Origin of the sequence: Nocardiopsis sp. NPDC007018 (assembly GCF_040635075.1) — a bacterium.
In the GTDB taxonomy this organism is placed as follows: Bacteria; Actinomycetota; Actinomycetes; order Streptosporangiales; family Streptosporangiaceae; genus Nocardiopsis.
Genome location: NZ_JBEYHA010000008.1, coordinates 97,944 through 111,629, shown reverse-complemented (window position 1 = coordinate 111,629; position 13,686 = coordinate 97,944). Strand labels below are relative to the sequence as shown.

At 72.7% G+C, this 13,686-nt stretch carries 11 protein-coding genes; 3 read left to right on the top strand and 8 right to left on the bottom strand.

Features of this window, described 5'->3' with window-relative positions; all coding sequences use genetic code 11:
* Positions 1-25: 25 nt before the first annotated feature.
* The 4 genes from fxsT to ABZ635_RS06345 all read right to left on the bottom strand — a co-directional run bounded on the left by fxsT (position 26) and on the right by ABZ635_RS06345 (position 6,386).
* Positions 26-3,892, bottom strand: a complete 3,867-nt coding sequence (gene fxsT, locus ABZ635_RS06360) for an FxSxx-COOH system tetratricopeptide repeat protein (protein ID WP_357759805.1) — start codon at positions 3,890-3,892, stop codon at positions 26-28.
* A 164-nt stretch (positions 3,893-4,056) separates the two neighbouring features.
* On the bottom strand, positions 4,057-4,551 hold the full coding sequence (locus ABZ635_RS06355; protein ID WP_357759801.1) for a GNAT family N-acetyltransferase: 495 nt from the start codon (positions 4,549-4,551) through the stop codon (positions 4,057-4,059).
* 81 nt (positions 4,552-4,632) lie between these two features.
* Positions 4,633-5,778 (bottom strand): PrsW family intramembrane metalloprotease, encoded by a 1,146-nt coding sequence (locus ABZ635_RS06350; protein WP_357759799.1) that lies wholly within the window; start codon positions 5,776-5,778, stop codon positions 4,633-4,635.
* Entirely contained in the window at positions 5,775-6,386 is a 612-nt protein-coding gene (locus ABZ635_RS06345; protein WP_357759796.1) for a hypothetical protein, read from the bottom strand. The genes ABZ635_RS06350 and ABZ635_RS06345 overlap by 4 nt, the downstream gene beginning before the upstream one ends.
* 298 nt (positions 6,387-6,684) lie before the next feature.
* Here ABZ635_RS06345 and ABZ635_RS06340 point away from each other — a divergent pair, with 298 nt between their 5' ends.
* Entirely contained in the window at positions 6,685-7,470 is a 786-nt protein-coding gene (locus tag ABZ635_RS06340; protein ID WP_357759793.1) for a class I SAM-dependent methyltransferase, read from the top strand.
* A gap of 55 nt (positions 7,471-7,525) precedes the next feature.
* Here ABZ635_RS06340 and ABZ635_RS06335 read toward each other — a convergent pair whose 3' ends face one another.
* The 3 genes from ABZ635_RS06335 to ABZ635_RS06325 all read right to left on the bottom strand — a co-directional run bounded on the left by ABZ635_RS06335 (position 7,526) and on the right by ABZ635_RS06325 (position 10,186).
* Positions 7,526-8,959: a WGR domain-containing protein gene (locus ABZ635_RS06335; protein WP_357759791.1), complete on the bottom strand. Its 1,434-nt coding sequence runs from the start codon at positions 8,957-8,959 to the stop codon at positions 7,526-7,528.
* A gap of 95 nt (positions 8,960-9,054) precedes the next feature.
* Entirely contained in the window at positions 9,055-9,996 is a 942-nt protein-coding gene (locus ABZ635_RS06330; protein WP_357759788.1) for an MBL fold metallo-hydrolase, read from the bottom strand.
* A 16-nt stretch (positions 9,997-10,012) separates the two neighbouring features.
* Positions 10,013-10,186, bottom strand: coding sequence for a hypothetical protein (locus ABZ635_RS06325; RefSeq protein ID WP_357759785.1), 174 nt, complete (start codon positions 10,184-10,186; stop codon positions 10,013-10,015).
* On the opposite strand from ABZ635_RS06325, the gene ABZ635_RS06320 reads away from it, so the two are divergent.
* Positions 10,185-10,925 (top strand): maleylpyruvate isomerase family mycothiol-dependent enzyme, encoded by a 741-nt coding sequence (locus ABZ635_RS06320; protein WP_357759782.1) that lies wholly within the window; start codon positions 10,185-10,187, stop codon positions 10,923-10,925. The two genes, ABZ635_RS06325 and ABZ635_RS06320, sit on opposite strands and share 2 nt — an antisense overlap.
* A gap of 86 nt (positions 10,926-11,011) precedes the next feature.
* Positions 11,012-11,986, top strand: a complete 975-nt coding sequence (locus tag ABZ635_RS06315) for a phosphotransferase (protein ID WP_357759779.1) — start codon at positions 11,012-11,014, stop codon at positions 11,984-11,986.
* A gap of 19 nt (positions 11,987-12,005) precedes the next feature.
* Here the strand turns inward: ABZ635_RS06315 and ABZ635_RS06310 are convergent, their stop codons facing one another.
* Complete coding sequence (locus ABZ635_RS06310) at positions 12,006-13,478, bottom strand: phosphatase PAP2 family protein (protein WP_357759777.1); 1,473 nt, start codon at positions 13,476-13,478, stop codon at positions 12,006-12,008.
* Positions 13,479-13,686: the final 208 nt, after the last annotated feature.

Genomic DNA, 13,686 nt, shown 5'->3' with positions numbered 1-13,686 from the left:
ACGCCACCGTCACCGCCGACCGCGCTCAGATCTCCGGCACCTCCAGGTCGACGTGCCCGCGTTCGCTCACCGAGTCGCCCATGTGCCGGGCGGTGCTGTTGAGGTAGTTGGCGTAGGCCAGCTCGTAGTGCGGATGGTGAGTTCCACACACCCGGTGCAGCTCCTCCTGGGTGCGCACGTCCAGAGCCACCGCCTCCGCGATCTCCCCCTTGGCCACCAGCGCGTTGGCCAGGTTCACCGCCGCTCCCAACGCGAGCGGGTGCCCCGCTCCCACCTGGGGGTCGGCGGTCAGTCCCTCCTGCGCCCGCCGGGCCTGGACCTCGGCCTCACGGACGTGCCCCGAACGGCACGCGTAGGCGGCCAGGTTGGCCCGGGCCACGAGGGTGAAGGGATGGTCCTCACCGAACACTTCCGCGTAGCCTTCCGTACAGGTCAAAGCCTGTGTTCGGGCTAGGTCGTGGCGTTCGCGGGCGGCCAGGCACGCGGCCAGCTCCAGCCCCATCGCCAGGCTGCGGGGGTGCTCCCCGCCGTACTCGCGACGGTGCCGCTCGTGGGTCCGTCGGATACGCTCCAGCGCCTGTCCGGGGTCGCCCACCAGCCGCTCGTTCGCGGCCAGTTCCTTGAGGGCGTGCAGTGTGTGCGAGGACAGCTCGCCGATGGTGCGGCTCAGCATCCGCGCCGCCTGCTGGATCTGCCGGTGCGCCATCACGTACTCGCCCGTCCGGCGGCGGTAGGTCGCCGCGGCCGAGGACAGTATCCAGGTGTAGGGGTGGCCCTGGCCCAGGACCTCCCGGGTGACCCGGTGCGCACCCTCTCCGACACTCAGCGCCTGCGGGTAGTCGCCGGCCGCCGACAACGACAGCGCCAGGTTGTGCTCCGCCAGCAGGGTGTGCTGGTGATGCGGCCCGCGCCCGGCCAGATAGGCCGAGTAGGTCTCCCGGTCGTGGTCGAGCGCGGACCGGAACCGGCCCAGCGCCCGCAGGTCGGCGCCCATGCCCCGCCGGGTGAGCAGGGTGAACGGATGCCGCTCGCCCAGGACCTCGCGTTGGAGTTCGAGGGTGCGGCCGTTGAGCGCACCGGCCTCGCGGTGCTCTCCGCGCGATCGGTGGACGTTGGCCAGCTGGGTGGCCAGGTGCAGCCGCAGACGGTCGCGTTCGCCGAAGGCGTCGGTCCAGTGACGCAGCAGCGGGGAACCCAGCTCCAGCGCCGCCTCCAGCTCGCCCTTGCGGTGGTGGTAGCGCACCTGGTTGACCAACCAGCGGCGGACCTCGTCGTCCCGGCTCCGATGGGCTCCGGACGGGATGATCTGCCAGCGCAGGTTCTGGTACCGGCGGTCGTGGCGGGGGTCGTCGGCCTCCTCGTCGTGCGGGGCGTAGGAGGCCAGCACCTGGCACACCGACTCGCGCACCCGGGCCCGCTCCCCGGCCGGGATGCGGTCGCGCACCACCTCCTGGACCGCGGGATGCACCGAGAACATCCGCAACTGGCGGTCGAAGTCCATCAGCAGGACCCGGGTGAGCTGGAAGTGGACGTGGTTGAAGTTGACCCGCCCCGCACGGTACGCGGGGTCGGCCTCGCCGTACTCGCTGACCGCGCGCGGGGAGCGCAGCAGGTCCTCGGGGAAGCCGTCGGGGGACAGGTACGCGGCCAACCGGATCAGGCACAGGCTCGCGGGGTGGTATTGCTCCAGCTCGTCCAGCGCCAGCGAACTGCTCAACCGCTCCTCGAACGACCCCGCTCCCCGCACCACCGAGGGTTCGCGCTCGTCGAGCAGCCGCGCGTACTCCGCCACCGCCTCGGCGGCGCCGTCCAGCCGCTGCCCCGAGTTCAGCCACTCCAGGGCGCGGTGCAGCTGGGCGGGCAGGTGGCCCAACCTCCGGGACAGTGCCAGCGCGTCCTCCGCGCCGACCTCCGGGAGACGGTCCCGGAAGAGCTCCGCCACCTCGCCCTCGCTGAAGGGGCCGACGTGCAGGCAGCGACGGTGGCCGTAGGCCTCCCACTCCCGATGGTAGGAGGTGATGATCACGTGTCCGTGGTCGTGCGGGATGAGCGCGTCCAACCCGCCCGGCGGGCCCGCGTTGTCGTACACCAGGAGCCAGCGGTTGAGCGGTCGACCGGCCCGGAGCGCGGCGAGCACGGGCTCGGCGCCGGGGGAGCGGTGGTCCGGGAACCGTTCGGCCACGGTCGCCGCCAGCTCGGAGAGGGAGGCCTCGACCTTCTCCGGGCGGTCGGCGCGTATCCACCAGATCAGGTCGTAGTCGCTGCGGAAGCGCCGGACGAACTCGCGGACGATCTCCGACTTCCCGCTGCCCTGCATCCCCACCAGCACCACAGGTGGCTTGTCCTCCATGCCCTGGCCGAGGAGGTCGCGCAGGCGCTCCAGGAAGCCCTCCCTGCCGCTGAAGTTCTGGTTGCCGTGCGGAGCGTTGCTGATCAGCTCCGGGTTGGGCGCGCCCGGATAGCTCGGGCCCTGGCCGGGCCCGCGCGACCGGTGGCTGGGAAACCTGGGGTCGAAGCGGGCGAGCAGCGCGCCCCGCGCGTCGTCCTCCTCACGGATGCGCAGGTTGATCCACTCGGCGTCCGGGAAGTCGGGGGGCGGGGTCCCCTCGCCGATGGTCACGCCCAGCACCCGGTGCGCGCCGTTGCCGCCCCGCCCCTGCGGGGCCTCCAGGAGCCGGTTCAGGAGCGCGAACGCGGGTGACCCGTGCAGGTGGTCCGAGACCAGCGCCATGATGATGCCCTGACCACCGGTATCGGGCAGGGGCGAGCCCCGGTCCGGGCGGGGCCGGTGCACCCGGATACCGACCCACTCCAGCTGGGGTTGCACCCAGTCCGCCCACGACCGATCCCGTGAGTCGGCCAGCAGCACCACCGAGGCGACCGCCCCGTGCCTGATCTGTTCGAAGACCAGCCTCACCTGCTCGCTCTGCTCCTGGGTGAGGTGTCGGCCCCGGGGCACCTCGCCGCCGGTGAGGACGGAGGTGAGCCTCTCGTAGGCGTGGAACAGGGAGCTGGGCATCCAGGTGCGCTCGAGGAACGCCGCCAGCGTGAGGCGTTCGGCGATCCTCGCCTTGTAGGGGATCTCGACCCGCCCCCAGTAGCGCCAGGGGTCGTCCTGGTCGGCCTCGACCCAGGGGGCGAACGTCGCGTACACCCGGTCGCGGAGCTCGTCCAGGTTGGGAAGCTCCAGGTCGACGCGGGTCAGCACCGGCCGGACCGGCACGTGCGGGGCCTCGGCGCGCAGATCGGCCGCGATCCGGGCGGACCTGTGGATCGCGGTGGTGCCCAGGGTCAGGCAGAGGGCGACCTGGTCGGCCAGGACGGCCGCGCACCGGCGGCCCAGCAGCCCGTCGCCGGGCGCGGTGTCGACCAGGACGTGGTCGTAGCCGCTGTCTTCCAGAGCGGAGCGCAGCGCGCGCAGGAAGAGCGTGGACAGGCCGCCTCGGGCGAACCCGGAACCGTGGATGGTGTCCAGCCGGGTGAGCCGGGCCGCGTGGTCGGTGCCCGGACCCAGATAACCGATCTCCCCCTCGGGGACCCCGGGGATGACCGGCCAGCGGCTCAGGCGCTCGATCTGGTCGCCGAGGTCGGCGCCGCGGGCGCACACCCCGGCGGGATCGGCCCCCGGGACGTGGCAGCCCTCGATGACCCCGGTGATCATGTCGACCAGCCCCTGGGGACGTCCGCCGCGTAGCCCGAACAAGGGGGAGAAGTACTCGCGTAGTTCGGGGGAGCGCAGGTTGAAGTCGACGAGCAGGACGCTCCGACCGGTGCTGGCGATGTTCCAGGCCACGTTGGCCAGGGAGGTGGTACAACTGCTCCCCGGCAGCGGGGAATGGAACACGAGTATTCTTCCGGCGGAGTTCGTGGCGCCGATTTCTTTGCTGGTCAACGCGGCTCCGGGGGAGGGAGGCTTCCCTTTCCTGGTCCTTCCCGTCGGCCCGTGTGTCCCGTGCGGACGGGCTTTCGGCCTGGGAGAGGGGATGTTCCCACTTTTCGCGGAATGGAACCCCGGGGAACCTGGGCGGGTGGTTCGGGAAAACGACCGCCGTGAATTCAGTGACCAGTGGTATTGGTGTTCTTTCTGAGATCGGCTTGCAGGAGAACGGGCGAGACGGCGAAACCGTGCCGCGCGTAGGCGGGGACGGCACGGTCGCTGGAGTGCACGCTCACCCGCTCCAGCCCGTGTTCGCGGGCCAGCCCCAGCACCGCGAGGATCAGCCGACCACCCAGTCCGAGGTCGCGCAGCTCGGGGCGCACGTAGACGCACTGCACGTCGCCCGAGGCCCGGTCGAACGCGCGCGGCTGCGGAACGCGCGGGGTGACGGCCAGCCACGCCATGCCGACGACCGCGCCGTCCGCGACGGCCACGAAACAGTGGTGGGTGCCCCGGTGGAGCGCGGCCCAGTCGGCGAACCGGGCGGCGAAGTCCGACAGCGGCGGCTCCGGTTCCCCGCGGTTCTCCCTCTCCCAGAACCAGCGCAGCTCGGCCACGGCGGGCAGGTCCTCGGGGGCGGCCGGGCGGACGACGATCTCCGTGATTTCGGGCATGGGCCGATGATGCCAGCCCGCCGGGAACGGAGGAGCGCCCGTGGCGGTGGATCACGCCCCGGGCGCTCTCCCGGCCCCGCCTCAGCCCCGGTACCGCGAGGCGTGGTCCTCGGCCGTCGCCACCATCCGGTCCTGCCGCTCGCGGAGGGCCGGCCGCTCCGGGGCCGGAACCCGGCCCACGGCGCCGTGGCGCACGCGCCGGTTGGACAGCGACGCCGCCGCCGACCGGCGCATTCCCAGTTCCTCCCCCTGGTCGGACAGGGACTGGCGGACCCGTCGCCGGTAGGCGTGCCGGGCCACGAAGTACACGGCCAGCGCGCTCAGGAACACCGCCATCGTCTTCACGAGCACACCGAGGATGCCCATCAGCAGCGGGGCGTCGAAGAACCAGTGGACCCCCACCGCCAACAGGAACAACAGCAGCGCCCCGACGGCCCTTCGCCCGTCGGGGCGCCAGGACGCGGCGGCCAGGAGACCGACAGCGGTGCCCGCGATCGCCGACATCGCCCAGTGCGAACCCAGTCCGGTCAGGCCCACCCGCACGAACAGGGTCTGGAGCACCGAGGCCACACCGTCCGTGGCACCCTGCATCATGATCGAGTTGAGGGCGTAGGTGAAGTCCTCGACGAGCTGGAACCCCAGACCCACCAGCGCCCCCATCACGAAGCCGTCGACGGGCCCGCGCACGACACGCGGCGCCATCACGGCGATGAGCACCACTCCGGCGGTCTTGAGCAGCTCCTCGTTGAGGGGGGCGGTCAGCGCGGCGCCCCACGCGGAACCGAACTCGACGCCACCCAACCGCGACCACACCGACATCAGCTGGGAGTTGGCGAACAGGGACAGGCCGATCGCGGCCGTCAGCCCCCACAGCACGGCCAACACGGAGAACAGCGCGCTCGGGGCGCGGACGGGGCGGATACGGCGCAGTATCCAGAATCCGACCAGCCCGGTCACCCCCAGCACGACGGCGGCCGCCAGCGTCTCGGCCGGAAAGACCCACATCACGCCGAAGAAGTTCGTCATGGTGTAGAGGAGCCCGCCCGCACACAGCACACCCAGGGCCACGGCGGCCACGAGTGCGGGCGGGCGACGCGCGGGGGGCCGTGTCGCCCGCGGCACGGGGCCGCGTTCGGTGCCCTCGTGCCCCTGGTCGGAGCCGCGCGGGTTCGGTACCCGTCCGCCGGTGGTGGACGGGACGTCGCGTTCGGGTCGTGCGTGGCTCATGTGGTCCCCCCGGTGTCCCGGTCGAACCGGATCGTCCGGACGACCCGCTCCGCCTCGGTGATGTCCTGTGTGGTGGCCTCGGCGCCGATGGCCTGGGTCTCCACTGCGAAGCCTCCGTTCGGTGAGGGGAACACCGACGCGACACCGGTGTGCTCCCCGATGCTCAGGTCTCCCGTCAGCCCCTCCGCGCCCGCCTCGGAGGTGATCGGCCGGGGTTCCCCGAGGGTGGCCGATGCGTCGCCGACCCGGACCATCTCGCGCAGGCCGTTCCAGAGTTCGGGGGCGTCGACCCGTTCGGTCGGTTCCACGAAGCTCACCTGCAGGTTGACCGGGCCCTTGGCGAAGAGGAACTGCTGGCCGTGCGTGCTGGAGCCGGTGTCGAGCTCCCAGCCCTCGTCGAAGGTCAGCGAGGCCCCGTAGCCCTCTCCGGAGCCCAGGGCCACGGACTGGCCCGGGGGCACCGCCTCGGACGAAGGCAGGCCCGCGTTCACCAGGGCCCACCCTCCGGTCAGGACCACGATCACCGCGGCCGTCACCCCCAGGGGGACCCATCCGCTCCGTGCGCCCCGGGCCCTGGCGTGGCGTAGCTCCACGCTGTCGTTCACCATCGTGCCCCCGTCTCCGCGTTCGTTCCGGTGCCTGACTGCCGTACTCGCATCAGCGAAACACCGACAAAGGTCGCGAAAGGTCCACATGGCGATACTTGGCGTTATTTTGCGGTGATTTCACCGACGACAAAGACGAGGCGGCCCCCGGGGCGAGGACCCCGCCGACGGCGCGGCCCCGCCCGCTCCGGTGGCCGAAGGTGGCCGCGGTTCACCGGCGCAGCCCCCTTGGCGAATCGGTCCACCCGTGATGGGATGCCACCTTCAGTGTGAGACCCACCGACGGAAGCACGGGCGACCGATGCCGAAGCAGAGCACAGACCCCCTCAACACGGACCGCTCATCCCTGGTCCACCGGTTGCGCTACGCGTTGCGCCATCCCGGCCGCATCGCACCCCACGTCCTGCGGTCCGCGCGTGACCTGCGTCTGCGCCTCACCCACCGGGACCACGTCTCCTACTACCGCGCGGTCATGGCCTCCGACGCCGCGCGCGACCCCCGGGCGGCGGTCGGCAGCCGCAACGAGGAACGCTGGCTCGCCCTCGGCGAGATGCAGTTCGACTACCTCGTCGAACACGGCCTGAAGCCCAGCCACCGGATGCTCGACATCGGCTGCGGCAACCTCAGGGCGGGGTGGCGGTTCATCGACTACCTGGACACCGGGGGCTACTACGGCATCGACATCTCCCCGGACATCCTCATCGCGGGCAAGAGGGTCCTGGCCGAACGCGGGCTCCAGCACAAGCTGCCGCACCTGACCCTCACCCAGGACCTCACCTTCGACTTCCTCCCCGAGGGCGCCTTCGACGTCGTCCACGCGCACAGCGTCTTCTCGCACTCCCCGCTGGAGGTCATCGACGAGTGCCTGGGCCACGTGCGCCGGGTGCTCGCCCCCGGGGGGTTCTTCGACTTCACCTTCGACCGCACCGAGGGCGCCGAGCACCACGTGCTGCGCGAGGACTTCTACTACCGCACGGGCACCCTCGTCGCGCTCGCCGAGGCGCACGGACTGCGGGCCCGCTTCATGGAGGACTGGGAGGAGCGCCCGCACGGGCAGTCGAAGATCAGGGTCACCGCACCGGAGTGAGCCGCCGCGGTCACCCCCGTGAGGGGCGCGGCCGAGGCCCGACGGGCTCCGGCGCTCAGTCCAGGCGGCGGATGTCGCCCCTGACACGGTAGAAGCCGCCGCTGCCCGAGGTGAGGACCTCGTTGACGACGTAACGGGCGCCCGCGCGGCGGATGTCCTTGGGGAACTGCACCCGCAGGGAGCGGTCGAAGCCGTCGGAGACCACCCGGACCCGGAGTCGACCGCCCTCGTCCACGCACTCCACCACGACGCCGCCGACGTCGGGGAGATCGCTCGTCCGCACGGTCTCCAGCTCGGTCGCCGGGGTGACCGCGTCCCACGACGGAGCCTTGACGCACACCGGCTCGGGGACGCTCCCCGCCTCCGCGGCGAGGATGGCGGCCTCGGAGGCGTCGACGCAGGCCAGCGACCCGTCGGTGGTGACGATGTACAGCCGGTCCTGGTGGAACTGCATCGAGTAGGCCGAACCGCAGCCGGTCGCGAGCTTCCACAGGCGGCGCCCGCCGCGGTCGAAGCAGTAGACGGAGGAGTGGTTGTCGCCCGCGAACACGTACCGGCCGTCCGGGGAGGCCGCGCACGAGAAGACCGCGCCGTCACAGCGGTACGTGGACCGGAGCGTGCCGTCCTTGCCGACGCGGTCCACGGTGTGCCGGTTGGTGGCGGCGAACAGCTCCTCGCCCTCCTGCCAGCCGAACAGCACCGAGCCGCTGGTCCGCACCGACCAGCGTTCGTCCCCGCTGCCCGCGTCGTACATGGTGACGCCGTACGAGTGCCCGTGGTAGACGCCGGCGTCGTCGTGGCGCACCATCCACGCGTGCCGGCCCGCGCTGCGCCGCGACCACTGGAACTCGTCCTCGTGGTCGATCACGGTGATCTTCCCGGCCTCGTCGGAGACCCCGAGGACGCCGTCGTGGATGTCCAGCCAGAAGATGTCGACGTCGTCGGAGATCTCGTACGCGACGTGCGGGATCTTCGCGCCCAGGTCGTAGACCCGGCCGTCGTCGCACCCGGCGTAGATCCAGAAGTCGTCGGCCACGATGCACTTGACGCCGTCGGGGAGCCCGTACCGGGCGGTGACCTCCCCCCGGTGGGTCAGGGTGTACACGTCTCCGCGCTCGTTGCCGACCCAGCAGCGCTCGTCGTCGACGAAGACGCCGTAGGCGGGGCCGCCCGACCGGAACCGCCACAGCACGGGTGCGAGATTGGCGGTGGACCGCTGGCTGACCATGCTCCGGCGGGTCACCGAGCGCCGTTGGCGAACCCCGGCGACGGCGGTCTCGTATCCCTTGCGCCGCTTCTCGGCGATCTTCCTCGCGGCGGTGGCCCGGGCCTTGGCGAGGGTGGAGTGGCTGGCGGTACGCGTCTGCCCGGTCTCCCCGATCCGCCCGTAGCGGATGGTGACGTCGGTGCCGTCCAGGGTGACCTCGTAGAACTTGTGCGCGCCGGCACCCTCTTCCGAGAGTTCCAGGTAGGTGCGGGTGCTGGTCATGGCTGGCCCTTCGACGGTTCGGTGGGGAGGCGGTGTCGACGGGCACGAAGGTAGCCGCGGGCACCGACAGTCGGGGCTCCCGCCCCCGACCGGCCTCAGACCGAGGTGGGCATCGGGCCGCCGTTCCACTCGACGGCGTCGCCCAGCGCCAGGTCGAGGTCCAGGGGTTCCCCGATCAGGTCCGCCCGCGCCCGGTGCAGGTTCATCACGATCCGCTCCGGGTCGGCCCACGCGCCGAACTCGCCGAGGTCGGCGGCGTACGCGGCCTCCAGGGGCGTACGGCCCTCACGTACGGCCCTCTTCGCGGTGTCGAGGACGAACCGGTAGTACCGCTCGTGCTCGGCCAGCACCGCGTCGAGTCCGCTCCCGCCCACAACGGGTCCGTGACCGGGCACGACGTGGTCCGGCGCGAAGGACCGCACCCAGTCCAAGGAGCGCAGGGCCCCGTCGAGCGACCCCATGAGCAGGAGTGGGGTGAGCCCGTGGAAGAGCAGGTCGCCGGTGAACAGGACCCGTTCCTCCGGCAGCCAGGCCACCACGTCCCCGACGGTGTGCGCGGCGTACCCCGGGTGGCGGAGGTCGACCCGGCGGCCGCCCAGGTGGAGGGTGAGTTCCCGGTCGAAGGTGACGGAGGGGAGCCTGCGGGTGACCCCGCCCCAGTCGGGCGCGGGCTCCCACACCGGCGGAGGGTTCTCGAAGAGGGGGTCGGCGTCGAGTGCCGCGCGCATTCCGGTCTGGCCGATGAGGACGGTGGAGTCGGGCAGGAGGCTGTTGCCGTAGGTGTGGTCGCCGTGCTGGTGGGTGTTGACCGCCCAGCGCGGGGGAGTGCCCGCCGTGGCGGCGGCCAGGGCCCCCAGGAACCGTCGGGTGCGGGTCTCGGTGGCGCAGGTGTCCACCACCAGGAGCCCGTCCTCGCCGGTGACGGCGCCCGCGTTGTTCACCCACCAGGTGCCGTCGGGCTGCACCCACGCGTACACGCCGTCGACGACCTCGGTCAGGGCCCCGGCCTCCGGCCCGGTCCGCGCGGTCTGTCCCATGGCCTTCCTCCCGTCGTCAGCGGGCCGGGGCCGCCCCCGGTCCGTCGCGGGCAGCGTAGCGCGCGGCCTCGCCCGGCAGGGGCGGAAGGAGACGGCCCAACGGTGCGTCTTCGAACCCGACCGCGCCCGCCCCGCCGCCGAGGTTCCCGGTCCCGCCGTTGTCGTCACCGGGTGCTAGCGTCCCCGTCATGGACACCCCTCGATACCTCACCGTCCTCCGCGAGAGCGGTACCCTGCTCGCCGACGCCGCTGAGGGCCGCTTCAACGCGCACGTTCCCACCTGCCCCGAGTGGAACGTCGCCGACCTGGTCTGGCACGTCGGCGAGACGCACCACTTCTGGCGGTCGATCGCCTCGGGCGAGATCCAGGACCCCGATGACGGGTACGTCCAGCCGGAGCGCCCCGACGAGGACACGCTCCTGGACTGGTACCGGGAGGGGTTGGCCGAGACACTCACCGTCCTCACCGCGCTGGACCCCGAGGCACCGCGCTGGACCTGGTCCGCGCGTCAGGACGGCGGGTTCATCCACAGGCGCATGGCCCAGGAGACGGCGGTGCACGCCTGGGACGCGCTCCGCGCGATCGGCGGCCCGGCCGCGCTGCCCGTCGACGTCGCCGTCGACGGCGTGGACGAGTTCCTCGCCTACTTCCTCGGACTGGCCGAGGCCCTGGACCTGCCCCGCGAGCCGGTCGGCCCGGTCGGCGTGGTCGTGCTGACCTGCACCGACGCCGACCTGTCGTGGACGGTGGACCACACCGGCCAGCACTGGCGGCTCGCCCACGGCGCGCACCGGGCCGACACCACGGTGGAGGGCACCGCCTCCGACCTGCTGCTGGCGCTGTGGCGGCGCATCGGGACCGACACCCTCAGGATCGACGGGGACGGTGAGGCCCTCGCGCGGTTCCTCAGAGTGGCCGAGACCGAGTGAACCCCGGTGCCCTGTGCCGGTCGGCCGGGGCACCGTACCCAAAAACCCCGTGCCGGTCGGCGGCCTCGCGTGTTAGCGTCGCCGCCATGTTGGACAGGCCCGCGAACGTCGACGAACACCACCTCCGGGACGCGCTGGCGGACTGGGGCATCCACACGGAGGCGCTGGCGCACCTACCCCTGGGGTTCGGCGACCACCACTGGAGCGCCACCGACACCTCGGGTCGGCGCTGGTTCCTCACGCTGGCCGACCTCGAACACAAACCCTTTCTCGGCGGGGACGCCGACACCGTCCTGCGGAACCTGCGACGGGCCATGGACGCCGCCGCGGACCTGCACGACGGACACGGCCTCGGTTTCGTCGTCGCGCCGCTGCGCTCGGGGGAGGGGGCCACGGCCGTGCGGATCGGCGACCGCTACGCCCTCAGCGTCTTCCCGCACACACAGGGCACTCCCGGCGACTTCGGGCAGGAACTCACCGCCGACCAGCGCGGGCGGGTCCTGGACACCCTCGCCCGCCTGCACCGGCGTACCCCGCCGAGCGGCCTGCGGGCCACGCCGCCGACCCTGGAGGGCGCCGACCGGCTGGCGGAGCTCGCCGCGGACCCCGGCGCTATCGGTGACCACGGGCCCTTCTCCGCGCCGACCGCCGAACTCCTGGCCGAACACGGGGCTCTGCTGGGGGCGCGCCTGGACGAGTTCGGCCGACGCGCGGCCCGGGTCACCCCCACCCGGAAGGTCACCACGCACGGCGAACCCCACCCGGGCAACCTCCTGTGGCGTTCGGCCGGACCGCTCCTCGTGGACTGGGACACGGTGGGGCTGGCCTCCCCCGAACGCGACCTGTGGCTGGTCACCGACGACCCCGACGAGCTCACCCGCTACACCGAGGCCACCGGCTACCGGCCCGACCCCGGGCTCCTGGCCCTGTACCGACTGCGGTGGGACCTCCAGGACGTCGTGGAGTTCGTGGACTGGTTCGCCGCCCCGCACCAGCGCGGCCCCGACACCGAACAGACCTGGCGGGACCTCGGCTCCCTCGTGCGGGGGTTGGCGGGCTGAGAGCCCGGCAGCGGCCCCGTCAGCCGCCGACCAGCGGCACGAACACCCGCAGCGCTGCCGGTCGCTTGCGGAAGACCACCTCCGGCGCACCCTCCACGACCTCGCCGTCCACGGCGAGCAGGCGGGGCTCGTCCGGGATCGCCAGGGTCAGCGAGCCGGTCAGGCGCTCCGAGTAACCGGCCCCCGACGCGGTACGCGCGAACAACACGTCCGCCACGGCCCGGAGCCGGGGGAACGGTGACCGCGCGCACAGTACCCGCACGTCCAGGCGCCCGTCGTCCAGGCGTTCGCGCAGCCCCGGCACCCGGGCGTGGGTCCGGTACCGGCAGTTGCCCACGAACGCCCACCAGACCTTCACGGGTCGGCCGTCCACCAGAGCGGGGGTGGGGCGCACCTCCCGCAGGTCGCGCCAGAGGGCGAGTGCGAACGCGGGCCACTTGCCGATCCGTTCGGCCCACCGGTCCCGGCGCTCCACCATGCGCGGGTAGGACCCGAACGACGACGTGTTGAGGAAGACGCGCCCGTTCACCTCTCCGACGTCCACCCGCCCCAGCCGGGCCCCGGAGTAGGCGCGCAACGCGGTCTCCACCGAGGTCAGGCCCAGGGTGCGCGCGAAGTTGTTCAGGGTGCCGTCCGGCAGTACCAGGAGCGGCCGGTCGTGCCTCAGGGCCGCGACGGCCCCGGCGTTCACCGTGCCGTCACCCCCGGCCACGGCCAGGACGGCGCTGTCGCGGGCCGCCTCGTCCATCACGGCGGCGACGTCGTCGTCGGCGGACAGCGGCACGATGCGGGCGCGGGGCAGCTGGCGCGCGACCCGGGTGGTGGTGTCGGCGGTGGTCAGTGAGGGCACCCCGGTGTCCCCGCCGCGCGGGTTGACGACCACGGTCACGCCCGCGCCCTCCGGGTCCGTGTCGGCCTCGCCCGCGGGAACGGTGTCCGCGCCGAAGACGAGTTCGGGGCGCGGCGGGAGCAGCGCCCGGGCGAGCAGCGCGGAGGCGGCGCCGACCGCGACCCCGCCGAGGACGTCGCCGGGATAGTGGACCCCGCTGTGCACACGGGAGAAGGCGACCGCGCCCGCGATCACCGACACCAGGGCGGACAGCGGAGCGGGGGCGTCGGAGATCACGCCGCCCGCGTAGCCCGCCGCTGCCGCGGTGTGTCCGGACGGGAACGACGAGCTGGTGTAGGTGCGGTAGGGGACGCGGGCGGCCGGCACTCCCGAACTGTCCGGTCGGGGGCGGCGCGCCAGGTACTTGATCGCGGTGGCCCCGGCGTTGGCCAGCCCGGCGGCGACGATCGCCCGCAGCGCGGTGCGGCGCAGGCGAGGCCCGCCGGTGACCGCGAGGGTGGCCGAGACCAGGACCCAGGGAGCCATGTTGTCGGTGCTCTGGACGAACTTCGGCGTGTGGCTGTCGAGGGCGGGGACGCCCACTCGCGTCACCCGGTCGTACACGCGTCGGTCGATGCGGTGGAGTCGAGGGAGGAACGGCATGGGGCCAGCCTGACCCTTTGGGGGTGAGATGTCGATCAGGCGCGCTTCGTCCCCTCCGGACCGGCGTCAGCGCGGGCGGGGCGGAACCCGGGGATGACGACTGGGGAAGGGCCGTCGCCCCCGGGTGCCGCGGCCCGGTCGCCGCTGTCACCCGTATGGGTCCACTCTGAGGTTAGCCTGTCCTACTCGGCTGGGGGTGGGATTCTCG

Coding starts and splice junctions, on each gene's coding strand:
- ABZ635_RS06340 (WP_357759793.1), top strand. CDS start 6,685: ATGCCGAAGCAGAGCACAGACCCCCTCAACACGGACCGCTCATCCCTG.
- ABZ635_RS06320 (WP_357759782.1), top strand. CDS start 10,185: ATGGACACCCCTCGATACCTCACCGTCCTCCGCGAGAGCGGTACCCTG.
- ABZ635_RS06345 (WP_357759796.1), bottom strand. CDS start 6,386: ATGGTGAACGACAGCGTGGAGCTACGCCACGCCAGGGCCCGGGGCGCA.
- ABZ635_RS06335 (WP_357759791.1), bottom strand. CDS start 8,959: ATGACCAGCACCCGCACCTACCTGGAACTCTCGGAAGAGGGTGCCGGC.
- ABZ635_RS06330 (WP_357759788.1), bottom strand. CDS start 9,996: ATGGGACAGACCGCGCGGACCGGGCCGGAGGCCGGGGCCCTGACCGAG.
- ABZ635_RS06350 (WP_357759799.1), bottom strand. CDS start 5,778: ATGAGCCACGCACGACCCGAACGCGACGTCCCGTCCACCACCGGCGGA.
- ABZ635_RS06355 (WP_357759801.1), bottom strand. CDS start 4,551: ATGCCCGAAATCACGGAGATCGTCGTCCGCCCGGCCGCCCCCGAGGAC.
- ABZ635_RS06310 (WP_357759777.1), bottom strand. CDS start 13,478: ATGCCGTTCCTCCCTCGACTCCACCGCATCGACCGACGCGTGTACGAC.
- ABZ635_RS06325 (WP_357759785.1), bottom strand. CDS start 10,186: ATGACGGGGACGCTAGCACCCGGTGACGACAACGGCGGGACCGGGAAC.
- ABZ635_RS06315 (WP_357759779.1), top strand. CDS start 11,012: ATGTTGGACAGGCCCGCGAACGTCGACGAACACCACCTCCGGGACGCG.